The organism is Dactylosporangium sp. NPDC049742 (assembly GCF_040674675.1).
In the GTDB taxonomy this organism is placed as follows: Bacteria; Actinomycetota; Actinomycetes; order Mycobacteriales; family Micromonosporaceae; genus Dactylosporangium; species Dactylosporangium maewongense.
Window position 1 is genome coordinate 28839 of record NZ_JBFANF010000039.1, and the last position, 24039, is coordinate 52877.

Sequence of the window (24039 nt, forward strand, 5' to 3'; positions counted from 1 at the left end):
GTGGTCACCATCCTCTGATTCGGGGCCACACGGCCTCGACGGCGCGGGAGCCCGGCCGGACCACGTGGTAGCGGTCGTGCTGCGCGGCGGTGGCGCAGGCGTGGTTGGGCAGGATCCGCACCCGGGCGCCGACCGGCAGGGTGGGCAGCGCGGCGGAGCTGCCGGGGCGGACGGAGAGGATGCCGTGCTCCTGGCTGGCGTCGGTCATCAGCAGGTCGTCGTACAGGGTGCCGTCGAGGTCGGCGACCAGCCCGTACCCCTGGTCGACGCGCTGGCGGGCGGTGCCACGGTCCCGGGACGTCGCCATCCAGCCGCCGTCGGTGAGGATCCAGCCCTTGTCGGGGCGGTGGCCGATCACGGTGGCGACCACCGTCATCGCCAGGTCCTGCGGCGTGCAGACGCCGATGCCGGCCATCACGAGGTCGAAGAGGAGGAAGTTGCCGGCCCGGACCTCGGTGACGCCGGTGAGGTCGGTCGCGAAGTGCGCGGTCGGGGTGGAGCCGACGCTCACCACCGGCGCCTCGAAGCCGGCCGACCGCAGTACCGCGGCGGCCCGCACCGCGCAGTCGCGCTCGTGCGCGGCGGCCGCTCGGAGCGCGGCGACGCCGTCGGCGAAGTACGACTCGCCGGCGTGCGTCAGCACCCCGCGGGGCACGGCGCCGCGCGCGGCGAGGGTGTGCGCGATGTCCAGCAGGACCGGGCCGGTGGGCTGGACGCCGCCGCGGTGACCGTCGCAGTCGACCTCGATCAGCGCCGGCACGCCGGCGGGCACGGCGGCGGCCTGCTCGACGCTGTCGAGCAGCACGGTCAGGTCGACGCCCCGGTCCCGCAGCGCGGTCACCCGCGGCAGCTTGTCCGGTGCGATGCCGACGGCGTACAGGATGTCGCGGTACCCGGCGTCGGCGAACGCGGAAGCCTCGGCGAGCGTCGACACGGTGATCGGGACGGGCCGCCCGTCGTCGAGCAGCGCGGCGAGGTCGACGGACTTCGTCGTCTTGACGTGTGCCCGCAGCGGCACGCCGAGCCCGGCGAGGTGCTTGCTGAGGCGGTCGGCGTTGGCCCGCACCACCGTCGCGTCGACCGCCAGGAACGGTGTCTGCGCGTCATCCAGTGTCAACGGAGCTCCTCCGGCTCTCGGCGAGGTCGGCGTAGGCCGCGGACCGGGAGACCCCGAGCCGCGCGGCGACCCGGGGCACGGCGTTGCGGACGGCGAAGACGCCGCGCCGGTCCAGCGCGCGCAGGAGCGCGAGCCGTTCGGGCCGGGTCAGCGCCGCCACCGGCCTTCCCCGTGCGAGCTCCTCCGCCCGTACCAACGCATCGACGACATCGTCGAAGTCGTCGCTGAACGTGGTGGCCGGCACCTGCGCGGCCGCCGCGCCGGCCAGGGCGGTGAGCAGGTCGCCGGCCTGCCGCAGCGCCGTGACGTCGACGTTGACGCAGAGGGCGCCGAAGACGTGGCCGGCGCCGTCGCGCAGCGGCATGGTCGAGGACTTGACGATCCGGCCGTCGGGGGCGCGGGTGACGTAGTTGACGTCGTTGGTGGCGGCGTCGCCCTGGGCGAGCACGGCCAGGCCGATCTCGCTGATCGCGTCGCCGGCCTTGCGCCCCGTCACCGAGCCGGCGACCGCGACGACCGACTGCTCGCCCCGCCGGTAGTCGTGCAGGACGACCTCACACATCGGCCCGAACGTCGCCGCCAGCCCGTCGATGACCGGCAGCAGCGCCGCCAGGATCGCGTCCGCCCCTGCATCCACCGGCTCATAGTAGACGTCCAGCTTCTGGACGAAAAGTCTGGCATGGCGCGCCGATGATCGCCGACGGGCGTAGGGTGACCGGCGTGGACTCCGAAGACCGGATCGCGCTCTTCCTCGACTACGAGAACCTGGCGCTCGGCGCCCGGGACCACCTCGGCGGCATGACGTTCGACTTCCGGCCGATCGCCGACGCCCTCGCCGAGCGCGGCCGGGTGGTCGTCCGCCGGGCGTACGCGGACTGGTCGTACTTCGACGAGGACCGCCGGATGCTGACCCGCTCGCACGTCGAGCTGATCGAGATGCCGCAGCGGATGGGTGCCTCGCGCAAGAACGCCGCCGACATCAAGATGGCGGTCGACGCGATGGAGCTGGCGTTCGAGCGCGACTACATCTCCACGTTCGTCCTGTGCACCGGCGACAGCGACTTCACCCCGCTGGTCGACAAGCTGCGCGGGCTCAACAAGCGGGTCATCGGCGTCGGCGTCGAGAAGTCCACGTCGGCCCTGCTGCCACCGGCGTGCGACGAGTTCCTGTACTACGACCGGCTCGAGGGCGTGGACGCGCGCTCGGGCCGGCCCCGGGGTGGAAACGCCCGGCCCGCCCGCGCCACCGCGGAGCCGGAGCCGCGCCGGGCCAAACCGGTGCCCGAGCCGGTGCCCGAGCCGGAGCCGGTGCCCGAGGTCGGTGACGTCGACGAGCTCGCCGTGATCGTGGCGCAGACCGTCGCCGGGCTGCAGGGCAGCTCCGGGGGAGAGGTCACCGCCTCGACGCTGAAGCGGACCCTGCTGCGCAAGGACCCGACGTTCAGCGAGTCCGACTACGGGTTCCGCGCGTTCGGGGAGCTGCTGCGCCACCTCGCCGACCGCAACGTCATCGAGCTGTCCGGCGGCCGCGCCAAGGGTGACCCGGAGGTGGCGCTGCCCGAGCACGGCGATCAGGAGGCGGGGTTCGCGCTGCTGCGGTCCGTGGTGCTCGAGGCCGGGGGCGGCGGCGCCGCGCTGTCGGGGCTGAAGAACCAGGTCCGCCGGGTCCGGCCGGACTTCAGCGAGAAGAAGCTCGGCTACCGCACGTTCCTGCAGTTCTGCAAGGCTGCCGCGACCGGCGGCGCGGTCCAGCTGCGCTGGAACCCCGAGGCGGACGACTACCTGGTCACCGCGACAAGTTAGCGCGCACATCCGCGACGGGCTGGGCATTGACGCGACGGTATGTGAGCGATAACAATCGTCGCCACCCGCCTAGAGACATGGACACCAGCAGATGAAGCATGCGGTCCGCCTCCTCGCGCTCCTCGCCCTGCTCGCCGTGTGTGTCGCCACCCCGGCCCGGCCCGCCCTGGCGGCCGTCACCGGCACCCAGGTGCCCGTCCCGCCGCCGCCGATGGGCTGGGCCTCGTGGAACACGTTCGCCGCGAAGATCAACTTCAACGTCATCAAGGCGCAGGCCGACGCCCTCGTCTCGTCCGGGCTGGCCGCCGCCGGCTACAAGTACGTCAACATCGACGAGGGCTGGTGGCAGGGCACCCGCGACGCCGCCGGCAACATCACCGTCGACACCGCGGAGTGGCCCGGCGGCATGGCCGCGATCGCCGACTACCTGCACGGCAAGGGCCTCAAGGCCGGCATCTACACCGACGCCGGCCGCGACGGCTGCGGCTACTACTACCCGACCGGCCGCCCGGCGGCGCCCGGCAGCGGCAGCGAGGGCCACTACGCGCAGGACATGCTGCAGTTCTCCCGCTGGGGCTTCGACTTCGTCAAGGTCGACTGGTGCGGCGGCAGCGCCGAAGGGCTCGACCCGCAGAGCACGTACCGCGCGATCAGCGCCGCCGTCACCAGCGCCGCCGCGACCACCGGCCGCCCGCTCGTGCTGTCCATCTGCAACTGGGGCGTGCAGAGCCCGTGGAACTGGGCGCCCGGCATGGGCGCGATGTGGCGCACCAGCACCGACATCATCTACTACGGCCAGACCGCCACCCAGGCGATGGTCCTCAGCAACTTCGACCAGGGCCTGCACCCCGCCGCCCAGCACACCGGGTACTACAACGACCCCGACATGATGATCGCCGGCATGCCCGGCCTGACCGCCGCGCAGAACCGCACCCACATGGGCCTGTGGGCGATCTCCGGCGCGCCGCTGCTCATCGGCGACGACCTCGCCACGATGGACGCCACGACGAGGGCGACGCTCGGCAACGCCGAGGTGATCGCCGTCGACCAGGACCCGCGCGGACTGCAGGGCGTCAAGGTCTCCGATTCGCAGGGGCGGCAGGTGTACGGGAAGGTGCTCGCCGGCTCGGGACGGCGCGCCGTGCTGCTGCTCAACCGGGGGACCGCCGCGGCGTCGATGACCGTCCGGTGGGCGGACCTGGGCCTCGCCGCGACGTCGGCGTCCGTACGGAACCTGTGGTCCGCGCAGAACGCCGGGAGCTTCGCCACGTCGTACACAGTCAACGTCCCGGCGAACGACGCGGTGCTGCTGACCGTCACCGGCACCGAGGCCGCCGCCACCACCTACGAGGCCGAGGCGACCGGCAACACCCGCACCGGCGCCACGGTCGTCGCCTGCGCCGGCTGCTCGGGCGGCTCGAAGGTCGGTGGCATCGGCAACGGCGGCACCCTGCGCTTCAACGCCGTCGCCGCACCGTCCGCGGGCCTCGCCGTGGCGACCATCGCGTACACCAACGGCGACCCCGCCACGCGCACGGCGACGCTGCAGGTCAACGGGCAGCCCTCGACGGTCGTCGCGTTCCCGCCGACCGGGTCGTGGACCACCGCCGGCACCGTCTCGGTCATCGTGCCGCTGACCGCCGGCTCGGCCAACACGCTCACGTTCTCCAACGCGGCCGCCTGGGCGCCGGACCTGGACGCGATCGAGGTCCGCCAGCTGGCGTCGGCGCCCGCGGCGGTGCGCGTCCAGGGCGTGCAGTCCGGCCGGTGCCTGGATGTCGACAACTCCAGCACCACCAACGGCGTGCAGGTGCAGCTGTGGGACTGCAACGGGCAGGCCAACCAGGCCTGGACCGTGACGTCGAGCAGGCAGTTGACGGTGTACGGCACCAAGTGCCTGGACGCCTACAACAACGGCACCACGAACGGCACCGCCGTCGTCATCTGGGACTGCAACGGCCAGGCGAACCAGCAGTGGAACGTCAACGCCGACGGCACCATCAGCAGCGCGCAGTCCGGCCTGTGCCTGGACGCCAGCAACCGCGGCACCGCCAACGGCACGAAGATCATCCTGTGGGCGTGCGGCACGGGCACGAACCAGCGGTGGACCCTGGCGTAGCCGTTGATGGTTCGCGCGCCGGCGGTGGGGTAGGAACCGCACCGAGGGGGTGTGCCGTGGCCGCGTCGGAGGACCGCTGGCCGTGGCGGGCGGCCGTGGTGGACCTGCTCCAGCGGGACCGGCTGGCCCAGCCGGACGAGCTGGGCGCCGTGGCCGCCGCCGCGGCCGCGCCGCTCGGGCTGGACGTCTGGGTCTACCTGGTCGACCAGGAGCAGCGGGTCCTGCTGCCGGTGCCGCGCCCGCCCGCGGCACCACCACCTCCGCTCCCCGTCGAGTCCACTGTGGCCGGACAGGTCTTCATGACCGTCCGGCCACGGGCGTCCACGGTGGACGGACGGCAGCGGCTGTGGATGCCGCTGCTGGACGGCACGGAGCGGCTCGGCGTGCTGGAGTTCGGGCTCGGCGACGGCGGGTCCGCCGACGACCCCGCCCTGCTGGCCGGCTGCGACCTGTTCGGCCAGCTCGTCGGCCACCTCGTGGCGACGAAGATGCCGTACGGCGACGCGCTGCTGCAGGTCCGCCGGCAGCGGCGGATGTCGGAGGCGTCGGAGCTGCTGTGGCGCCTGCAGCCGCCGATGACGTTCGTGAGCGAACGAGCGGTCGTCTCGGCGGTCCTCGAACCCTGCTACGAGGTCGGCGGCGACGCGTTCGACTACGCGGCCAACGACGGGACGCTGTTCTTCGCGATCTTCGACACCGCCGGCCACGAGCTGCGCGCCGGGCTCGGCACCGCCGTCGTCATGTCCGCGATCCGCGCCGCCCGCCGCGGCGGCGAGGGGATCGCCGCGATGGCCCGCGCCGCCGACCGCGCGCTCGAGCGGCACCTGCCGGAGCTGCGGTTCACCACCGCGGTCCTCGCCGAGCTCGACCTGGACTCGGGCCGGCTGCGGTACGTCAACGCCGGCCACCCGCCGCCGCTGCTCATCCGCCGCGGCAGGGTGCTCCGCGGCCTCGACGGCGGCAAGCGGCTCCCGCTGGGCCTCGGCGAGGTGGGGGTGGGGGTCGAGGGGCGGGACGAGGTCGCCGAGGAGCTGTTGGAGCGCGGTGACCGCCTGCTGCTGTACACCGACGGCGCCACCGAGGCCGTCGGCCGTGACGGCCGGGTGTTCGGCGTCGAAGGGCTGGTCGAGCTCGTCGAACGCGACACCGGCGAGCTGCCGGCCCCCGAGACGCTGCGCCGGCTCTGCCACTCCGCGCTGGCGGACTACGAGGGTGCCCCGGCCGACGACGTCACGCTGCTGCTGGTGGAGTGGGGCCGGGACGCCGCGCGGCGGATGCTGCCCCTCGCCACGCCGGACCCCGTTTCGCCCGGGGGCGAATTCTGACAATTCGCCCCGGTTCGCGTGTCACCCCGTGCGGGTGGGGTAGCGGGTGAGTATGCGTACTGACAACTTCCCGAGGCTGGTGTCCGACCCCGAGGCCCTGGGGCTTCCCGGTACTGCCGACTACGACTCCACCGCGGGGGACGATGTCGACACCGGACGGGTCGCCGACGGCCCGGACCCCGCGCTGCTGCCGCTGGACCGCGACGACCAGCCGCTCGGGCTCGACCACGCCGACCCCGAGTCGCTGGACGACAAGCTCGACCGCGAACTGCCCGACACGTCGCTGGGGGAGGCCGGCCCGCGCCCCGACGCGACCGCGTCGCCGATCGCCGCCGAGTCGTTCGACCCCGACGCGTCCGGCGAGACGCTGGACGCCGTCGACCGGGACACCGCGCTGGACGACGCTCCGGTCGAGCCCAACCTCGGCTCGCAGGTCTCGATGTACGACACGGGCGCCGGCGTCCGCGGCGGCACCGTCGGCCGGCTCGTCGAACCCGATGAGGGCACCGGCGAGGACACCGAGAAGGACGCGATCGCCTACGACGCCGGCGCCGCGGGCGGCGGGGCCACGGCCGAGGAGCTGGCCGTGCACGAGATCCCGGAACGGTGACCCGTGGAGACGTCAGCGACGTTCATCGGCAACGCGACGGTGCTGCTGCGCCTCGGCGCGTTCACGCTGCTGACCGACCCCAACTTCCTGCCCGCCGGGCAGCGCGCGTACCTCGGCTACGGCCTGTGGTCGAAGCGGCGCCTCGAGCCGACGCTGATCCACCTCGGCGGCACCCGCATCCTCGGCGTGCCGCTCACCATGGACGCCCACGGCGGGGTCGCGCTGTCGCGCCTGATCCGCCCGCGCACCATCCTGCCGATCCACCACGACGACTACACCGTCATGCGCGACCCGCTGCACCACTTCGAGCGGCTCGCCGACGGCCTCCCGGTGCGCACCATGTCCCGCGGCGAGACGGTCGACCTGACCGCCGTCTCCGCGATCCAGTGAGGGGAATCGCCATGACCACCGACCCCGACCAGTTCCTCGACTTCCTCGACGACGACCAGCCCCCGGAGCCGTCCAAGGACTCGGACGCAGTGTCCCTGGAAGGCCGCGAACGCCCCCGCGACGAGGACGTGACCACCGACGAGACGGCCCCCGAACCCCCCGACTGACGGCGGGGTCACTCCTCGGCCCCGGCCGCGGAGGGTGTCGTGCCGGGGAGGTCGGTCAGGCGGCGGTCCAGGAAGCGGCGTTCGGGGCCGTCGTCGGTGAGGGATCTCGCGCGGAGGTAGGCGGCGCGGGCCTCGGTGGTGCGGCCGAGGCGGCGCAGCAGCTCGGCCCTGGTCGAGTGCAGGTAGCGGAAGTCGTCCAGGCCCAGGCCGTCGACGATGCGCAGGCCTGCCAGTGGGCCTTCGGTCTCGGCGACGGCGATGGCGCGGTTCAGCTCGACGACGGGTGAGGCGGTCAGGCGGGCCAGCTCGCCGTACAGGGCGGCGATCTGCGGCCAGTCGCACGGTGTCTCCGCGTGCAGGGAGGCGATCGCGCCCTGCAGGACGTAGGGGCCGCGGCCGCCCAGCGCGATCGCCCGGTCGAGCACGGCGCGGCCCCGGGAGATCTGGGCGGCGTCCCACCGGGTCGGGTCCTGGTCCTCGAGCAGCACCAGCTCGCCGTCGTGGAAGCGGGTCTCGCGGCGGGAGTCGTGCAGCAGCATCATCGCCAGCAGGCCGTGCACCTCGGGTTCGGCGGGCAGCAGCTCGGTCAGCGCGCGGCCCAGCCAGATGGCCTCGGCGGCGAGCTCGTCACGGCCGCCGTAGCCCTCGTTGAAGATCAGGTACACGACGGTGAGCACCGCGTCGAGGCGCTCCTGGAGCAGGTGGTCCGGCGGGACGCGGAACGGGATCCCGGCCGCCCTGATCTTGCGTTTGGCGCGGACCAGGCGCTGCGCCATGGTGGGCTCCGGGACGAGCAGCGCCCGGGCGATCTCGCCGGTGGTCAGGCCGCCGAGGGTACGCAGGGTGAGCGCGACCTGGGCCTCGACGGCGAGCGCCGGGTGGCAGCAGGTGAAGATGAGCTCCAGGCGCTCGTCGGGGACCGCGGTCATCTCCACCTCCTGGGCAGCGGCGGCGGCGAGCAGCGCGAGCCTGGGCACGAGCGCCCGCTCGCGGCGGATGTGGTCGGTGGCGCGGTTGCGGGCGGTGCGGATCAGCCAGGCGCGGGGGTTGGCCGGCACGCCGTCGCGCGGCCAGTGGTCGGCGGCGATGGCGAAGGCCTCCTGCGCGGCGTCCTCGGCGAGGTCGAAGTCGCCGAGGACGCCGATGAGGGTGGCCAGGACGCGGCCCCACTCGGCGCGGAAGATCCCGTCGAGTGCCGTTACCAATACACTTCCGATGGCCGGATCTCGACGGCTCCGCCGTGGCGGGCCGCCGGGACGCGGGCGGCCACCTCGATGGCCGCGTCGAGGTCGTCGGCCTCGAGGATGAACACGCCGCCGACGGCCTCCTTCATCCCGACGAACGGGCCGTCGGTCGTCAGCGTCCTGCCGCCTTCCACCCGCACGGTGGTCGCGTGCTCGGCGAGGCCCAGCGGTGGCACGGTGGTGACCCCGGGGGTCTGGTTGATCGCCTGGTAGTCGGCGTAGACCTGCTTCTGCTCCTCCTCGGTGAGCGCGGCCTGCCGCTCGAGCGCCGGGCCTTGGTAGATGAGCATGACGTACTGCATCGCTGCCTCCTCGTCGGTTCCAGACTGGCAGTAAGACGAACGGCGAGCCACGAATTCGACAGCCTCAGGAGGCGAATGCCGCGGCGTTGCGGGACACCCAGGTCTGGAACGAGGCCGGCGGGCGGCCCAGCACCCGCTCGGCGTCGGGGCTCACCGCCTGCTCGTCCGGCCGGGGCCGGCCGAGGATGGCCAGGGTGCCGTCCGCGACCGGCGGGGGCATGAAGCCGAGCAGCTGGGCGCGGGCCTCCTCCGGGGTCTGCTCGACGAGGTCGACCGGCGCGCCGGTGGCCGCGGCGATCGCCGCCGCGCGGTCGCGGGGTGTGGTCGCCGCCGGTCCGGTGAGCACGTACGTGGCGCCGTCGTGCTCGGCGCCGGCGAGCAGGACCGTCGCCGCGACCGCCGCGATGTCGTCGGGGTCGACCAGTGGGAGGGCGACGTCCACGTACGGCGCGTACGCCACCCGATGCGAACGGATCGTCGGGGCCCAGGCGAACGTGTTGCTCGCGAAGCCGCCCGGGCGCAGGACCGTCCAGCGCACGCCGGCGCCGCGGACCGCCGCCTCCAGGTCGCGCAGCGGGGCGTGCGACGGGGTGTCGGGGCGGGTGCCGGCGGCCTGGGAGGACAGCAGGACGATGCGCGGCACGCCCGACTCGCGGACCGTGGCGACGAGCGCCCGGTGGTCGACCGGCGCGCCGGGCACCAGCAGGAACAGCGCGTCGGCGCCGTGCAGGGCGGGGCGGAGGCTCGCCGGGTCGGCGAGGTCCGCGGCGAAGGAGCCGTGCGATGGTCCGGCGTTGCGGGAGACGGCGGCGACGGTGGCGCCGGCCGCGGTCAGGGTCTGTACGAGAGGGCGGCCGACGTTGCCGGTCGCACCCGTCACGACGATCTTCATGCCGGCGAAGCTAGCATCGTGGAGATAGTAGGTACCTACAGGAAAGTGACCATGCAGAAGGAAACCATCCCGGAACTGGCGTGCCCGATCGCGCCCGTGGTCGACATCGTGTTCAGCCGGTGGACGACGCCGATCCTGTGGACGCTGCACGAGCACGGGCGGCAGCGGTTCAGCGAGCTGGAGCGCCGCATCGGCACGGTCACGGCGAAGGTGCTCACCCAGCGGCTGCGGCAGCTGGAGCGGGACGGCCTCGTCGTCCGCACGTACACGCCGGAGATCCCGCCGCGGGTCGAGTACGAGATCAGCGACCTCGGCCGCAGCCTCGGGCCGCTGTTCCACACGCTCGCCGACTGGGCCGGCGCGCACCTGCCGGTCGTCGACGCGGCGCGGGCCTCGTACGACGCCGCCGGCAAACCGCGCCCATGACAGCGGAACGGATGCGGGCATTCGCCGTGCTGCTCGACCGTTCGGTGGCGCGGATCGCCGAGCTGTCCGCGGACGGCCGCCGGTTCGACCGGCGCGCGGTCGTGGGGCTCGCGGACATCTGGGACAACAGCACGTTCCCGCTGTTCGACACGGCGCTCCTGCGGCCGTCGTGGCTGCGTGAGCGGCGGGCGGCGGCGGCCCTGCGGTGGATGGCGGACCGCGGTCCCGCGCGCCGGGCGTGGATGATCGAGCAGGCCGCCGGCCACCGGCTGGAGTCCCTGCTGCCGGAGCGGCAGGAGCAGCCCGCGCACGTGCGGGACTACAAGGGAGACCTGCGGCCGGGCGTCGTCCCGCTGACCGCGGCGGCGGCCGCCGGCGCCGCCCGCGACTATGACCTGGCCGGGGCCCGGGTCCGCACCGTACACCTGGAGCGCGGCGAGCGCGGCGTCCATGGCTACCTGTGGCTCGAGGCGCCGCGCCGCTACCCCGCGCCCGGCAACGCCGGCGAAGCGATCGTCGAGGTGATGCTGGAGGACGTCCGGGAGGCCCGGTTCGACACCGGCGACGGCTCGGGGGCGGCGCTGACGGTCGACGGCGACGGGGTCGAGGTGCGGGTCGGCGCCCGCGGCCGGTTCGGCGCGGCGTCGGCGCACGTCGGCTTCGACGACGACACGTGGCACCTGTCGGGTGCGGGCCGGGACGCGGCGGCGGCCGACCCACGCGGCCGCACGTTCCGGCGCGAGCCGATCGGCTGGCCACCGGCCCGCGGCGCGGCCCGGGACGCGGCCCTGGTGGTGCACCAGGCGATGCTGGAGCTCCGGTCGGTGCGCTACGCGAGCAACGTCGGGTCGGTGCGGTTCGGGCAGCTGTGCGCCGCCTTCGCCGGGGCGGGCACCGGCGTGCTCGCCGCGGCGGGCCGCCCCCGGCGGGTCCGTGACCGCGCGTTCCGGGAGCTGGCCGAGGGGTGGCTCGCCGCGAGCCCGTGCCTGGCGGACCGCATCACGGACCGGTTCCCGGACGGCCACTGGGCGCGGGCGGCGGTCCCGGCCGGCGACCCGCCGCCCTCGGCGCCGGACCTGCCCGCGCAGGCCGAGCTCACCCTGGTCCACCACGTGGCGGCGCACGTCCGCTTCGGCACCCCGCGCGACGCCTCCACGGTCGTCAATCTGGCCGTCCCGGACGGCGACGGCCCGTGGAACCCGCGGGCGCTGGAGTTCGAGCGCACCGCCGCCGTGTCGATCGACACGCCCGCGCTCACCGGCCCCCACGCCGTCTCGCACACCGCCGGCCGGTCGCTGTCCTTCACCGACGGTTCGTTCTCCGTAACCTAGCGATGGCGATGCCCGGCGGGCCCGGCGAAACGCGATAGCGTCTGCGGGATGGGACTGCGTGACGACCTCATCGACCTGCGCCGTGATCTGCACCGGCACCCGGAGATCGGCCTCGACCTGCCGCGCACCCAGCGGAAGGTGCTCGCCGCGCTCGAAGGCCTGCCGCTGGAGGTGACGACCGGCACCGCGCTGTCGTCGGTCACGGCGGTGCTGCGCGGCGGCCGGCGTGGCGGTGTGGACAGTCCCGCGGTGCTGCTGCGCGGCGACATGGACGCCCTGCCGGTCACCGAGCTCGCCGACGTGCCGTTCGCCTCGGTGGTGCCGGGCGCCATGCACGCCTGCGGTCACGACCTGCACACCGCCGGGCTGGTCGGCGCGGCCCACCTGCTCGCCGGGCGCCGCGACGAGCTGGCCGGCGACGTCGTGTTCATGTTCCAGCCGGGGGAGGAGGGCTGCAACGGCGCCGGGCTGATGATCGACGAGGGGGTGCTGGACGCCGCCGGCTCCACCGTGGTCGCCGCGTACGGGCTGCACGTGCTGGCCACGGACTTCCCGCGCGGGGTGTTCGCGTGCCGGCCGGGCGCGCTGATGTCCGCCGCGGCGGGCCTCTACGTGCGGGTCGTCGGGGCGGGCGGGCACGGGTCGGCGCCGCACGACGCCCGCGACCCGATCCCGGCCGCGTGCGAGATGGTGACGGCGCTGCAGACGATGGTGGGGCGCCGGTTCAGCCCGTTCGAGCCGGTCGTGCTCACCGTCGGCGAGTTCCACGCGGGCACGCTGCGCAACGTCATCCCCGACGAGGCGGTGTTCTCCGCGACGGTACGGACGTTCAGCGCCGCCGCCGCGGAGCAGATCGCCCGGGACTCGGTGCGGCTGTGCGAGGGCATCGCGGCGGCGCACGGGCTGCGCGCCGAGGTGCGGTTCGAGCCGGAGTACCCGGTGACGGTCAACGACGACGCGGCGGCGGCGTTCGTGGCGAGCACGGTCCGCGACGTGTTCGGGGCCGACCGGTTCCAGCACATGGAGCACCCCGACCCGGGCTCCGAGGACTTCTCCCGCGTCCTGGAGCGGGTCCCCGGCGCCTACCTGTTCCTCGGCGCGGCGGGCGGCGACGACCACACCGTCATGCCCAACAACCACTCGCCGCGCGCGGTCTTCGACGACAGCGTCCTGCACGACGGCGCCGTCCTGCTCGCCGAGCTGGCCCGCCGCCGCCTGACCCCCGGGCCCGCCGTCTGACAACGGGGTAGAAAACCGTACGTACGTCTTGTTAAAGTCGCGGCGTGCTTCCCGAACCCGGACCCGTGCGCCTGCTCGCCGGCGCCACCCTCGTCAACACGTTCGGCAACGGCGTGTCGATGGCGTCGGTGGCGCTGTTCCTGACCCGTTCCGTCGGGCTGAGCGTGCGGGAGACCGGCCTCGCGCTGACCGTGACCGCCCTGGTGTGCCTCGTGTCGAGCGCGCCGATGGGGTACGTCGCGGACCGCCGCGGACCGCGCGGCGTCCTGCTCGCCGGCCTCCTCGTGCTGTGCGCGGGCTCGGCGGCGCTGGTGACGGTGCAGGACTTCTGGACGTACCTGCTGGTCGGGGTGCCGATGGCGGTCGGCGACGCGGCGCAGCGGGCGGCCAAGGGCGCGGTCATCGCCGGCGCGGTGCCCGCCGACCGGCGCGTCTACACCCGCGCCTACCTGCGCTCCGTCACCAACGCGGGCATCGCGGCCGGCGCCGCGGTGGCCGGCATCGGGCTCGCCGTGGACACCCGCCAGGCGTACCTCACGCTGATCGCCATCGACGCGGTCACGTACGCCGGCGCCGCGCTCGTGCTGCGCCGCCTCGCCCCGGTCCCGGCCGCGCCCAACCGGCAGGAGGGTCCCCGGCTGGTCGCGCTGCGGGACCGGCCGTTCCTGGCGTTCGTGGTCCTGGACGGGCTGATGGCCACGCACTTCGGGCTGTTCGAGGTCGCGCTGCCGCTGTGGATCGCGCACCGCACCGACGCGCCGCGCTGGCTGATCGCGGTGCTGTTCGGCATCAACACGACCGCCGTCGTGCTCTTCCAGGTCCGGGCCGCCCGCGGCACCGAGGAGCTGCCCGGCGCGGCCCGCGCCTCGCGACGGGCGGGGCTGGCGCTGTTCGCCGCGTGCGGGCTGTTCGCGTTGAGCGGCGGCGTGAGCATGCCGGTGACCGTGGCGCTGCTGGTCCTCGGGTCGATGGTGCACGTCGCCGCGGAGCTGTGGCACTCGGCCGCCGGGTGGGGCATCTCGTTCGGGCTCGCGCCGCCGGACGCGCACGGCCAGTACCAGGGCGCCTATGCGATGGGCATGCAGCTGGGCCAGATGCTGGCCCCCTTCGTGGTGACGACGCTCGCCGTCGGCTGGGGCGCGCCGGGCTGGCTGCTGCTGGGCGCGGCGTTCGCGGTCCTCGGCGGCCTGGTCCCGCCGGTCGTCGCGTGGGCCCGCGCGTCAGCCGCGGCGCACGGGCCCACGCCGGCGGTCAGCTCGCGAACGCCTTGACCTCGAGCAGACCGACCGAGCTGGTGCCGTTGGACTGCAGCACGACCCGCAACCGGGCGGTGCTGACCTGCGTGAACGTCACCGTGATGTACGCGTTGGCCGTCACCGGGTAGCCGCTGGCGCCGGGCACGTCGGCGTACGCGCTGCCGGTCCAGTACTGCAGCTTCCAGCTCGACGGCACGTCGATGCCCTGGTTGTCGTCGAACAGGTACACCTGCGCGCGCTTGAGCGCCTGGTTGGTGCTCCAGGTGAGCTCCGCCCACTGCTGGCCGCTGTTCGGCCACGTGCCCCAGCGCGGGTTCACGGTGTCGTTGGACGACGGCGGGTCGATGCCGTCGTTGATCGCCGCGACCGACTCCCACGCCGACGTGTACGACGCGGACGCCGTCGCCGACCGGGCCAGGTTGCTGTCCTGCGGCGGCGGGTTGCTGCCGCCGCCCTTGATGAGGAACAGGTTGTCGGCGACGTTGTAGTACTGCGCCAGGTACGACCCTGCCGGCGGGTTGGTGTGGTAGTAGTCGTCGTGGTTGCAGTCGAGCCGGTCGTCGTGGGACCGGTTCGTGCACACCGTGCGGATGACGACGTTGTCGCCGTCCTTGTAGCACATGACGTCCCACTCGTCGGTGCAGTGCCCGTAGCCGGACGCGTTCGGCGCGTTGTTGTTGACGGCGCCGAGCGTGTGCCCGAGCTCGTGCGCGGCGACGCCGGCCGACCAGCAGCCGTTGTCCGCCCGCGCGTACTCCGGTCCGGTGTTGGACCGGTTCGCGTCGCTCTTGCGCGTGTCGCCGGCCAGCCCGCCGATGCCGCAGTACACGTTGGCGTCGACGAACTGCAGGTACTTGCGGTCCGTCCGGTTGTAACCGGCCGCCTTGACCGCGTTGAGCAGGGGCGCCCAGTCGTTGGCGTTCAGCGCCGAGTCGGCGATCTTCACGTCCCGCACGACCGGCCGGCACGCGCCGTTGACGGTCTCGGTGACGTACCGGACGTGCCGCTCGCCGCCCGTCTCCTTGGCGCTCTCGTTGAAGATGGTGTCGACGCCCTCGGCGAGGGTGCGGAACGTTTCGAGGTACTGCGTGTACCGGCTGGTCGAGCCGTGGATGTACAGCACCTCGACCCGGCGGCCGCTCGTGCCGTCGCCTTCGCAGACCGCGAGCGACTGCACGGCGGCCGCGGCCTTGGCCGTGCCGGCGAGAGCGGGCACGGGCGTCTTCACCGACAACCCGGCCGGGGCGGCGTCCGGGCCGTGCGTGCACATGATCGGGCTGGTGCCTTTGACCTCGAGCAGCCCGGCGCCGCACGGCCCCGCGGCCCGCCGCTGCAGCCCGTCGTAGACAAGCCCTTTGGCGACGTCGTTCTTCGGCAGCCCGGCGCTGCTCTCACCGGCGGACGCCGTGCCCATGAAGGCACCGGTCACGGCCAGGCCGAGCGCCGCGACGGCCGCCACGACCAGGCGGGTGGTTCGTTTTCGGGGCATGATTCGGACTCCCTGTCACAAGGGTGGGGGCGGGGCCGATGCGCATCGACGAAATCCTTTTCGGCACCCTGGCAGTACGAATCGCTCCACGTCAATCCTTGTGACAGGATGTGCGGAGATTTAAGGTTCTCTACAGCTCCCGAAATCTTTTCGCCGCCCCGACCCTCTGAAACTTTCCCCACCCGTCGCGTCCCGCGGGATCGTCGCTCGGAGAGCCGTGATCGAGTAGCGGATCCGGCTGTCATGGCGACCGGATCCGCTACTCGATCAAGCTGGGTGGCGAGGATCAGCAAGAGCTACCAGGCGATCGCCTGTTCCCACATTCGTACGTAGGCCTCGGCGCCGGACAGGAGTTGCTGGCGGAGCAGGGTGCTGTCGGGGCCGGCGCGTTGGATGAGGTCGGTGGTCCAGTCGGCGAAGAGGCCGTACTGCGCGGCGCCGTCGGTGTTGACGTCGAAGGTGCGCGAGCCGAAGACCTGCTTCGTGACCGTGGTGCCGTTCGGGGCGGTGAACGGGTAGAGCAGCGGGGTCGTGGTCGCGTCGGGGCGGGGGTTCGCCTGGTCGCCGAGGCCGTTGACGTCGGTGCCGTAGCCGTAGCCGGTGATGGCGTTGCCGTGCGGGGCGGCGCGGTTGGCGCGCCATTCGCTGAGGAACTCCGGCACCGAGTTGGCGTAGGTGGCCACGAAGCCGCCGAGCGCGAGAATCCGGTCGATCATGGTCGGGTCGGACCAGCTGTGCACCGAGGTCACGCCCGGGTAGTGGGCGGTCGCGGCCATGTCGAGCACGGCCTGGGCGGTCTTCACGCTCATGTGGTCGACGTGGATGATCATGCCGCGCTCCATCATCCGCTGGATGAGGTAGCGGCCGAGGCTGGTCAGGCCGCGGGTGTTGCAGATCTTGCCGCTGGGGTAGACCGGCAGCACGGTGCCGGGCGGCAGGCTCAGCACCCCGAAGCTCAGCAGCCGGACGAGGTCGTCCTGCACGAGGGGCTGCTCGTTGTCGGACGGGCCGGTGCAGCTGGTCGCGGTCCACCAGTGGCCGGTGGACAGCAGGTTGCCGACGTTGACGAACGCCCCGGTGAGGCCCGCGTCGAAGCGGGTGCCGCCGAAGGCGTTGTCGAACTTGTGGATCGGGTACAGGCCGGAGACGCCGATCGCCTGCAGCTCGTCCAGCCCGGCGTCGATCTGGGCGGTGGTGCACTGCGGGACGTCGTTGCTCTCGCGGCAGCCGAAGATCTCGGAGTTCTCGACGCCGATCGTGACGGCCAGCTTGCCCTGCGCGGCGATGCTGCGCACCTGGGCCGGCGTGGTCGCGATGCGGAACCAGCCCTTGCCGGCGCCGCCGTTCTGCGCGTCGATGTAGTCCTGCATCGAGTACAGGTAGCGGGACTGGACCCGGATCTGGTCCATCTCGTCGCAGGGGGTGTCGCGGAACGGGAAGAGCTCGCAGATCGACCGGTTCGCGACCAGCAGCGCGTTGAGCACCCGCTGGCCAGCCCGCCAGGACCGTTCGATGCCCCGGTAGTACGACTGCTCGTGCAGCAGCGAGTTGTGCTGCGGCCAGTCGCCGAACGTCGGCCAGCCGTCCTCGGGCGAGTTCGCCGCGTCGGTGCCGCCGACGATGGCCTCGAAGAGCGCGCCGACGTTGAGGCTGCGGTGCGTGTCGCAGCCGGCGAGCGCGACCTGCACGCCGCCGGACGCCCACGCCTCGCCGCAGTGCATCTGCCCGCCGAACGCGGCGGCGGCCGTGATGTGGGCGTGCGCGTCGATCGTGCCGACGAGCCTGCCGCTGCCGTCGACGCCGGGCGCGGCGGTGCCGGTGACCCCCGGGTCGATGTCGGGCGGGGTGAAGCAGCCGGTCGCGGTCGCCAGCGCCACGGTGTACGACGTGCCGGCCGCGCCGAGGCTCCACAGGAACGAGCCCATGGTCTGGCCGGTGGCCGTGGCGGTGAACCGGTAGCGGTCGCCGGCCTTGGTGACGGTGAAGTCGGCCCGGTCCCCGTAGGAGTCGCCGGCCATGATGAAGCCGACGACGCTCTGGTACGCGGGCTTGCCGTCGGAGCCGAACAGCTCGTACCGGCCGAGCTGGGTGGCCTCCAGCCGGAACGGCGTGGCACCGGAGGCGGAGGCCGTGAAGCCGTACCCGGCCCCGCTGCGCACGACGTAGCCGGTCGCGCTGGAGCCGTTGAAGACCCGCAGCGTGGCGCAGGTGCCGTCGAGCGCGTCGGCGTTGGCGGTGATCGCGGCGGCGGAGGCCGGTGGTGCGGCCGCGACCGAGGCGGCCGCGACGGAGACGAGCAGTGTGGTGAGGAATGCGGTCGGGTGGCGTAGCGACAGGGACATAAGGCGGTGCCCCTTCATGCGTGCCGGAACGCGCGCTCCGGCGGCCGGTGAAGTCAGACCAGCGTCTGATAGGCAGCGGTCACTGTCAACAGGAAGCGAGAATCTTTCGGTTTCTCGGATCCGGGCCGCCGGTGCGCGGTACGGGCGTCACACGCCGGCGGGGGAGTGGGCGGACAGGTCGGCGCGGATGCGGTCCAGCGTCGTGGCCATGGCCTTCGGCGTCGAGCGGTCCCGGCCCGTGACCCGCTCGTAGAGGAGCATGCCGCGGCCCGCGCTGAGCGCCATCGTCTGCACGAGCCGGGTGCCGCCGGGCACGGGGGAGAGCTGGAAGCGCCAGGTGGTGCTGTCGAAGAAGGGGGCGCGCCACAGGGTGCGGAACGCGAACTCCTCGCCGGGCCTCGCGGTGGTCACCACGCACTCCCGGGTCCAGCGGGCGATGCCGTGGCGGCTCGACCCGCTGAAGCGGGCGCCGGTCGCGGGGCCGGTCGCGGCGTCGTCCCACTCGCTGCGGTAGCACTCCGGGCTCCAGCGGCCCATGCGCGTGACGTCGGCGATCGCGGCGTACACGGCCTCGGGGCCGACCGGGATGACGACCTCCGCGCGGGCCGTCAGCGCGATGTCGGGGTGCGCGGGCGCGAGGTCGCCGTACGCGTCCTGGAGGCGGCGGGTGTACCGGCCGCGGGTGAGCCGCAGGATCATCCGCAACGGGGCGCTGCGCAGCACGGGCCGGGCCAGCTCGGCGTCCGCGGTCATCACCCACGGCACGGCGAAGCCCATCCTGATCGGCAGCGCCTTACGCATGGCCTTCTCCATGGCCGCGTGCCGCTTCGGGCTGATGCGCTCGGCGACGATCGGCACCACGACCGCCTCCTCCTCGGCGAGGTGCGGGGTCATCAGGTCCCGCAGCCGCACCGCGGCGTCGGCGAGGTCGGCGGCGCCGCCCGGGCCCTCCTGCAGGGCGGCCCGGATGGTGTCCATCAGGGGGTCCAGCTCGTCGTGGTCGTCGCTGAGCGCGTCCAGCTCCGCGGACGGCCCGACCGCCTCGCGCAGCATCGGCCACAGGAACCGGTCCTCGCCGACGTGGTGGTGGTGGATCATGTCGATCACGTCGCCGATGTGGGCGCGCAGCGCGGCGAGCTGGCGTGGGCCGGGCCGTCGCCGGCCCGCGGCGAAGTCTTGCGCGAACGTGGCGAGCCGGTCGAGCTCGACCCGGATCGCGGCGTGCATCAACAGGTATCCGGACTGGTCTGTCATCGTGTTCGCTCCTCGGTTATATTCGGTACAGCCACACTGTATTCGAGCCAGCAGGTATGGAGTCAATATCGTGGACACGACACAGAGCCGGGCGTACCGCTCACCGCGGCGCCAGGCGCAGGCCGAGGCGACCCGGGCCGCGATCGTGCGCGCCGCCGGTCGGCTGTTCGCCGAGCGTGGCTACGCCGGCACCACGATGCAGGCGATCGCCGAGGAGGCCGGCGTCGCCGTCGAGTCGGTCTACAAGGCCGGCTCCAAGGCGCAGCTGCTGCGCCGCGCCCACGAGGAGGCGGTGGTCGGCGACGACCGGCCGATCGCGCTGTACGACCGGGACGAGGTGCGCGCCGCGCTCGCCGTCGACGACCAGCGGGAGCTGATCCAGGCGTTCGCCCGCACCGTCGCGGACCGGGCGCAGACGCTGACCCCGATCAGCCGGGCCTTCATGCAGGCCGCCGGGGCCGACCCGGCGATCAACGAGACGTGGGAGGAGCTGGAGGAGCAGCGCCTCACCGACATGCGCCGGCTGGTGGAGTCCGTCGCCGCGCTCGGTCCGCTGCGCGACGGGCTGAGCGTCGAGCACGGCGGCACGCTGCTGTGGACGGTGCTCAACCATCAGGCCGGCTGGCTGGTCGCGCACCATCTCCGCTGGGACGACAAGCAGGTCGCCGACTGGATGGCGGAGCTCGTCACCTGCCTGCTGCTCCCAACCGCATAGGCAGCAGCGCGTCGAACTCCGCGGCCGGCACGGCCTTGGAGAAGTGGAAGCCCTGGCCGACCTCGCAACCCAGGCGGTGCAGCTCCGCGGCCTGCTCGGCGTGCTCGATGCCCTCGGCGACCACGCCGAGCCCCAGCGCGGCCGCCAGGTCGAGGATCGCCCGCGCCAGCGCGGACTGCTCGGCGCCCGCCGCGACCCCGTCCACGAACGGCTTCGGGATCTTCAGGACGTCGATCGGGAAGTCGTGCAGGCGGGACAGCGACGAGTAGCCGGTGCCGAAGTCGTCGACGGCCAGCTGCACGCCGAGGGCCTTCAGCTCGCCGAGGCGGTGCTGGGCGACGTCCGCGTCCTCCCGCAGCAGCGACTCCGTGATCTCCAGCGTCAGCAGGTGCGGCGCCAGCCCCGACCGGGCGAGGGTCTGCTGCACGTACAGGACGACCGCGGGATCCTGGACCTGCCGCGGCGACAGGTTGACGCTGATCTTCAGCCCGGGCCACGCGGCCGTCTGGCGGCACGCCGTCTCCAGGACCGCGTAACCGAGCGGCAGGATCAGCCCGCTCTCCTCGGCGAGGGGGATGAACCGGTCCGGCGGGATGAACCCGTGTCGCGGATGCGGCCAGCGTACGAGCGCCTCGGCGCCCACGATCGCGCCGTCGGACAGGTCGACGAACGGCTGGTAGTACACCTGCAGCTCATGCCGCTCGACGGCGCCGCGCAGCTCCTCGGCGAGGTCGAGCTTCTCCAGCAGGCCCGCGTGCATGCTCGGGGCGAAGTAGGCGAACCGGTTGCGCCCCTGCCGCTTCGCCATGTGCATCGCCACGTCGGCGTTGCGCAGCAGCTCGTCGGCGTCGGGGAGCCGGTCGGGGTCGGGCAGCGCGATGCCGACGCTCGCCTGCGGCTGGATCTCCCGGCCGCCGATCGACAGCGGCTGGCGCAATGTGGCGAGGATCCGTTCGGCGACCCGGGCGGCCTCGGCGGCGTCGTCGAGGTGCTCCAGCAGCATCGCGAACTCGTCGCCGCCGAGGCGGGCGGCGGTGTCGGCGGAGCGCAGGCACGTGCGCAGCCGGTCGCCGACGGCCCGCAGCAGGGCGTCACCGGCCGAGCGGCCCAGGGAGTCGTTGACGGTCTTGAAGTCGTCGAGGTCCACGACGAGGACGGCGATGTGCTGGTACGGGGTCCCGCGCCGCTCCAGCGCGTGGTGCACCCGGTCGGCGAGCAGGGCCCGGTTGGCCAGGCCGGTCAGCTCGTCGTGGAACGCCCGGTGGGTGAGCTGGTCCTCCAGGGCCTTGCGTTCGGTGATGTCGCGGGTGGTCAGCAGGTAGCCGTTGACGTCGGCGTCGTCGACGACCCGGCCCACGGTCTCGGTCACGATGTACTGCCCGTTGGCGCGCCGCAGCCGGCACTCGATGGGCCCGACCCGGCCGCCCTCCGCGACGGCGCTGCCGAGCAGGACCGCGACCCGGTGCCGGTCGTCGGGGTGGACGAGGTCGGTCAGCGGCGTGCCGAGCAGCGCGTCCGGGTGGTGGTCCAGCAGCGAGCGCACCGACGGCGTCACGTACTGGATGCTCGCGTCCCGGCCGCAGATCGACAGCACGTCGGTGACCTGCTCGGTGAGCCGCTGGAACCGGTCCTCGGCGCGCCGCCGCTGGACGTCGCGCAGCGCCGCCATCAGGTCCGCCATGCGGATCAGGATCAGCACGAAGAGCACGCACGACGCGGCGAGGAACACCGCCAGCTCCGCCACCGCCGCCGACTCGACCGTGATCACGGCCGGGATGAGCAGGGCGGCGACCGCGAGCAGCACCGCGAAGCGGCCGCTGGTCAGCCGGGCCGGCCCCGGCGCCACGGGCTCGTCGAGCCGGCGCATGTCCGGGTGCAGGGCGGCGCAGCCGATGCCGAGGTAGAACAGGATCCAGCCGGCGTCGACCCAGCTGCCGGCGTGGAACTGGTCCCGCAGCGACTGCCACGCGAAGATCGCGTCGGTGGCCAGCAGCGCGAGGAGGCTGCCGAGCAGCAGCCAGAACGGCGCGTCGCGGGCGGCCCGGCCGCTGCCGAGCCGGGCCAGGACGGCCAGCACCAGCACGTCGCCGAGCGGGTACGCCACCTCCGTGGCCCGCTCCAGCACAGTGCCGCGGGTGGCGTCGTTGAGGTACGGGCCGATCAGGAACACCCAGGTCAGCAGCGACATGCCGACGGTGATGATGGCGGCGTCGAGCAGCGCGGCGCGGTCGCCGCCGGGGCTGCGCCGCCGGACCAGGATCGCCAGGGCGACCGCGAGCAGCGGGTACAGCGCCAGGTACCAGACGTCGGCGAGCGACGGCCCCGCCGGCTGCCGGTCGTCCACCAGTTGCGGCCAGTAGAACAGCGCCTCCCCGACGGTGTACGCCGCCAGCCCGACGGCGACGAGCACCCACGGCAGCGGCCGCGCCGGCCGGTGCCGGGCCACACCGGCCGCGATCGCGACCACCGTCGACGCCGAGATCACCGTCCACAGCACCGACCGCAGCGGCGAGTCGGGCGTGAGGTAGTACGCCGCGCTGAGCGTCACAACGACGCACACGTAGGCCCGGACCAGCACGGACACCCCCTCTTCCACCCATCTGATCGGCCGTCGCGGGGCCGGGTTTACGAAGTCGCACCAACGCGGCAACCCGGAACGCCACGCCGCCCGTCCCACAGGGGTGAAGACGTCGGACGAAGCAGAGTTCCGCGACTACGCGGGGCCACGGATGGCCACCTGGCGCCGGACCGCGTTCCTGCTGTGCCGCGACTGGCACCTCGCGGACGACCTCGTGGCGACGGTGCTGGACAAGCTGTTCCGGCAGTGGCACCGCCGGGACTCGATCCGCAGCCTCGACGCGTACGTCGGCGGCATGCTCGCCCGCGCCGTCGTCGACGAGCACCGCCGCCCGTGGCGGCGCGAGGTGCCCGGCGACGACCTTCCGGCGCCCGATCCGCCACGGCACGCCGACGCGACCGTCGAGCGGCTGACCCTCGACACCTACCTGGCGCAGCTCGGCCCGCGGCGGCGGGCCGTGCTGGTGCTGCGCTTCTACTGCGACCTCTCCGTCGAGGAGACCGCCGAGATCCTCGGCGTCTCCGTCGGCACCGTGAAGAGCCAGACCGCCCGCGGCCTGGAGACCCTGCGCGCCCTCGCCGCGCCCCCGACCCCGACCCCGGTCCCGACCGTCAGGCAGGCATGATGAGCCACCAGCAGCTGTTCGACACCGTCCTCAGCGACGAGCCCCCGGCCCGCGACACCCTCGACACGCTCGTGCGCCGCTCCCGGCGCCGGGTCCGGCACCGCCGCCTCGCGACCGCCGGCGGCGGGGTGGCCCTCGCCGCGTTCGCCGCCGCGCTGATCCTGCCGGGGGCGGCGCCACCGGCCCTGACCGGCGCCCCGCCGAACACGTTTCCGACCGCGCCGGAGCAGACGGCGAGCGGCCTGCTCGGGCTGAAGCCGGTCGAGCCCCTCGAGTCCGCCGTCGAGCGGCTCGCCGGGACGGTCCCGGTGGTGGTGGCGCAGGTCGTCCCCGGGGCGCGGGTCGTCGGGCGCCCCACCGTGGAGCGGCGGGTGGTGCCGGCCGCCGCCGACTCGCTCGAGGAGACCTACGCGTACGTGGTGGCCGCCGACGTGACCGCCGGCGGTGTGACGGGCGCGCTGCGGATCACCATGGTGCGGCAGTACGCGGCGTCGGTGACCACCTCGTGCCACCCCACCCCCCGCACGATCACCGTCAAGCCGGACCTGGTGCCGCCGTATACGGCGTACGCGTGCATCCCGGAGGACGGGGTTCCGTCGTACACGACGGAGACCCACCGCGACGAGCGGCCCGGCATGATCCGGAACGTGGCGCGGCACGAACGCGGCGACGGCAGCACCGTCGAGGTGTCCGTCAGCAACGAGCCGTCGCTGACCGGCAACCCGCCCCTGACCGGTGAGCAGGCCGTCGACATCGCCCGCGACCCGCGGCTCACCCTGTACCCCGCCTGACCCGGTCGGGTGGACACGGCCGCC

General features: G+C 73.5%; 22 protein-coding genes. 13 read left to right on the forward strand and 9 right to left on the reverse strand.

The window, feature by feature from the left end; genetic code table 11:
* Positions 1-4: 4 nt before the first annotated feature.
* Both AB0J72_RS36895 and AB0J72_RS36900 read right to left on the reverse strand, forming a co-directional pair.
* On the reverse strand, positions 5-1117 hold the full coding sequence (locus tag AB0J72_RS36895; RefSeq protein ID WP_363407292.1) for an alanine racemase: 1113 nt from the start codon (positions 1115-1117) through the stop codon (positions 5-7).
* Positions 1104-1754: a helix-turn-helix transcriptional regulator gene (locus AB0J72_RS36900; protein ID WP_360562608.1), complete on the reverse strand. Its 651-nt coding sequence runs from the start codon at positions 1752-1754 to the stop codon at positions 1104-1106. Before AB0J72_RS36900 ends, AB0J72_RS36895 begins: the two co-directional genes overlap by 14 nt.
* 83 nt (positions 1755-1837) lie before the next feature.
* On the opposite strand from AB0J72_RS36900, the gene AB0J72_RS36905 reads away from it, so the two are divergent.
* From AB0J72_RS36905 to AB0J72_RS36930, 6 genes are all read left to right on the forward strand, one after another.
* Positions 1838-2920, forward strand: coding sequence for an NYN domain-containing protein (locus AB0J72_RS36905; protein ID WP_363407295.1), 1083 nt, complete (start codon positions 1838-1840; stop codon positions 2918-2920).
* 91 nt (positions 2921-3011) lie between these two features.
* Positions 3012-5039, forward strand: a complete 2028-nt coding sequence (locus AB0J72_RS36910) for an RICIN domain-containing protein (protein WP_363407298.1) — start codon at positions 3012-3014, stop codon at positions 5037-5039.
* 56 nt (positions 5040-5095) lie between these two features.
* The gene (locus AB0J72_RS36915) at positions 5096-6364 is read left to right on the forward strand and encodes a PP2C family protein-serine/threonine phosphatase (protein ID WP_363407301.1); all 1269 of its coding nucleotides are present in this window, start codon (positions 5096-5098) and stop codon (positions 6362-6364) included.
* Between the two features lie 52 nt (positions 6365-6416).
* Positions 6417-6974, forward strand: a complete 558-nt coding sequence (locus tag AB0J72_RS36920) for a DUF5709 domain-containing protein (protein WP_363407523.1) — start codon at positions 6417-6419, stop codon at positions 6972-6974.
* Positions 6975-6977: 3 nt separating this feature from the next.
* A complete protein-coding gene (locus AB0J72_RS36925) occupies positions 6978-7364 on the forward strand; it encodes a hypothetical protein (protein ID WP_363407304.1) in 387 nt (128 codons plus the stop codon).
* A gap of 11 nt (positions 7365-7375) precedes the next feature.
* Positions 7376-7531 (forward strand): hypothetical protein, encoded by a 156-nt coding sequence (locus AB0J72_RS36930; RefSeq protein WP_363407307.1) that lies wholly within the window; start codon positions 7376-7378, stop codon positions 7529-7531.
* Between the two features lie 8 nt (positions 7532-7539).
* Here AB0J72_RS36930 and AB0J72_RS36935 read toward each other — a convergent pair whose 3' ends face one another.
* The 3 genes from AB0J72_RS36935 to AB0J72_RS36945 form a co-directional block, all read right to left on the reverse strand.
* A complete protein-coding gene (locus tag AB0J72_RS36935; protein WP_363407310.1) occupies positions 7540-8736 on the reverse strand; it encodes a sigma-70 family RNA polymerase sigma factor in 1197 nt (398 codons plus the stop codon).
* Positions 8730-9077 carry a YciI family protein gene (locus tag AB0J72_RS36940; protein ID WP_344499512.1) on the reverse strand — a complete coding sequence of 116 codons (348 nt, stop codon included), beginning with the start codon at positions 9075-9077 and terminating at the stop codon, positions 8730-8732. The genes AB0J72_RS36935 and AB0J72_RS36940 overlap by 7 nt, the downstream gene beginning before the upstream one ends.
* A gap of 64 nt (positions 9078-9141) precedes the next feature.
* Positions 9142-9969 (reverse strand): NAD(P)H-binding protein, encoded by an 828-nt coding sequence (locus AB0J72_RS36945; protein WP_363407313.1) that lies wholly within the window; start codon positions 9967-9969, stop codon positions 9142-9144.
* A 51-nt stretch (positions 9970-10020) separates the two neighbouring features.
* Here AB0J72_RS36945 and AB0J72_RS36950 point away from each other — a divergent pair, with 51 nt between their 5' ends.
* The 4 genes from AB0J72_RS36950 to AB0J72_RS36965 are packed head-to-tail and all read left to right on the forward strand — an operon-like array spanning position 10021 to position 14236.
* Positions 10021-10395 (forward strand): helix-turn-helix domain-containing protein, encoded by a 375-nt coding sequence (locus AB0J72_RS36950; RefSeq protein ID WP_363407316.1) that lies wholly within the window; start codon positions 10021-10023, stop codon positions 10393-10395.
* Between the two features lie 11 nt (positions 10396-10406).
* Positions 10407-11726, forward strand: coding sequence for a hypothetical protein (locus AB0J72_RS36955; protein WP_363407319.1), 1320 nt, complete (start codon positions 10407-10409; stop codon positions 11724-11726).
* A gap of 48 nt (positions 11727-11774) precedes the next feature.
* Positions 11775-12965 carry a M20 family metallopeptidase gene (locus AB0J72_RS36960; protein ID WP_363407322.1) on the forward strand — a complete coding sequence of 397 codons (1191 nt, stop codon included), beginning with the start codon at positions 11775-11777 and terminating at the stop codon, positions 12963-12965.
* Positions 12966-13009: 44 nt separating this feature from the next.
* On the forward strand, positions 13010-14236 hold the full coding sequence (locus AB0J72_RS36965; protein WP_363407325.1) for an MFS transporter: 1227 nt from the start codon (positions 13010-13012) through the stop codon (positions 14234-14236).
* On the opposite strand, the gene AB0J72_RS36970 is transcribed toward AB0J72_RS36965, so the two are convergent.
* The 3 genes from AB0J72_RS36970 to AB0J72_RS36980 all read right to left on the reverse strand — a co-directional run bounded on the left by AB0J72_RS36970 (position 14217) and on the right by AB0J72_RS36980 (position 19306).
* Entirely contained in the window at positions 14217-15710 is a 1494-nt protein-coding gene (locus AB0J72_RS36970; RefSeq protein WP_363407328.1) for a hypothetical protein, read from the reverse strand. The genes AB0J72_RS36965 and AB0J72_RS36970 overlap by 20 nt on opposite strands.
* 296 nt (positions 15711-16006) lie before the next feature.
* Positions 16007-18052, reverse strand: a complete 2046-nt coding sequence (locus AB0J72_RS36975; RefSeq protein ID WP_363407331.1) for a hypothetical protein — start codon at positions 18050-18052, stop codon at positions 16007-16009.
* A 147-nt stretch (positions 18053-18199) separates the two neighbouring features.
* On the reverse strand, positions 18200-19306 hold the full coding sequence (locus AB0J72_RS36980; RefSeq protein WP_363407334.1) for a hemerythrin domain-containing protein: 1107 nt from the start codon (positions 19304-19306) through the stop codon (positions 18200-18202).
* Positions 19307-19376: 70 nt separating this feature from the next.
* Between AB0J72_RS36980 and AB0J72_RS36985 the strand changes: the two genes are divergently transcribed.
* Entirely contained in the window at positions 19377-20021 is a 645-nt protein-coding gene (locus AB0J72_RS36985) for a helix-turn-helix domain-containing protein (RefSeq protein WP_363407337.1), read from the forward strand.
* Here AB0J72_RS36985 and AB0J72_RS36990 read toward each other — a convergent pair.
* Positions 19993-22617 (reverse strand): EAL domain-containing protein, encoded by a 2625-nt coding sequence (locus tag AB0J72_RS36990; RefSeq protein ID WP_363407340.1) that lies wholly within the window; start codon positions 22615-22617, stop codon positions 19993-19995. The genes AB0J72_RS36985 and AB0J72_RS36990 overlap by 29 nt on opposite strands.
* 85 nt (positions 22618-22702) lie before the next feature.
* Here AB0J72_RS36990 and AB0J72_RS36995 point away from each other — a divergent pair, with 85 nt between their 5' ends.
* Positions 22703-23224, forward strand: a complete 522-nt coding sequence (locus AB0J72_RS36995; protein WP_363407343.1) for a SigE family RNA polymerase sigma factor — start codon at positions 22703-22705, stop codon at positions 23222-23224.
* Positions 23224-24015: a hypothetical protein gene (locus AB0J72_RS37000; protein ID WP_363407346.1), complete on the forward strand. Its 792-nt coding sequence runs from the start codon at positions 23224-23226 to the stop codon at positions 24013-24015. The genes AB0J72_RS36995 and AB0J72_RS37000 overlap by 1 nt, the downstream gene beginning before the upstream one ends.
* Positions 24016-24039 lie beyond the last annotated feature (24 nt).

What these genes read in the sequence shown, in the direction of transcription:
- AB0J72_RS36910 (WP_363407298.1), top strand. Translation starts at nt 3,012, where the DNA reads ATGAAGCATGCGGTCCGCCTCCTCGCGCTCCTCGCCCTGCTCGCCGTG.
- AB0J72_RS36920 (WP_363407523.1), top strand. Translation starts at nt 6,417, where the DNA reads ATGCGTACTGACAACTTCCCGAGGCTGGTGTCCGACCCCGAGGCCCTG.
- AB0J72_RS36930 (WP_363407307.1), top strand. Translation starts at nt 7,376, where the DNA reads ATGACCACCGACCCCGACCAGTTCCTCGACTTCCTCGACGACGACCAG.
- AB0J72_RS36940 (WP_344499512.1), bottom strand. Translation starts at nt 9,077, where the DNA reads ATGCAGTACGTCATGCTCATCTACCAAGGCCCGGCGCTCGAGCGGCAG.
- AB0J72_RS36945 (WP_363407313.1), bottom strand. Translation starts at nt 9,969, where the DNA reads ATGAAGATCGTCGTGACGGGTGCGACCGGCAACGTCGGCCGCCCTCTC.
- AB0J72_RS36950 (WP_363407316.1), top strand. Translation starts at nt 10,021, where the DNA reads ATGCAGAAGGAAACCATCCCGGAACTGGCGTGCCCGATCGCGCCCGTG.
- AB0J72_RS36955 (WP_363407319.1), top strand. Translation starts at nt 10,407, where the DNA reads ATGCGGGCATTCGCCGTGCTGCTCGACCGTTCGGTGGCGCGGATCGCC.
- AB0J72_RS36960 (WP_363407322.1), top strand. Translation starts at nt 11,775, where the DNA reads ATGGGACTGCGTGACGACCTCATCGACCTGCGCCGTGATCTGCACCGG.
- AB0J72_RS36970 (WP_363407328.1), bottom strand. Translation starts at nt 15,710, where the DNA reads ATGCCCCGAAAACGAACCACCCGCCTGGTCGTGGCGGCCGTCGCGGCG.
- AB0J72_RS36975 (WP_363407331.1), bottom strand. Translation starts at nt 18,052, where the DNA reads ATGTCCCTGTCGCTACGCCACCCGACCGCATTCCTCACCACACTGCTC.
- AB0J72_RS36980 (WP_363407334.1), bottom strand. Translation starts at nt 19,306, where the DNA reads ATGACAGACCAGTCCGGATACCTGTTGATGCACGCCGCGATCCGGGTC.
- AB0J72_RS37000 (WP_363407346.1), top strand. Translation starts at nt 23,224, where the DNA reads ATGAGCCACCAGCAGCTGTTCGACACCGTCCTCAGCGACGAGCCCCCG.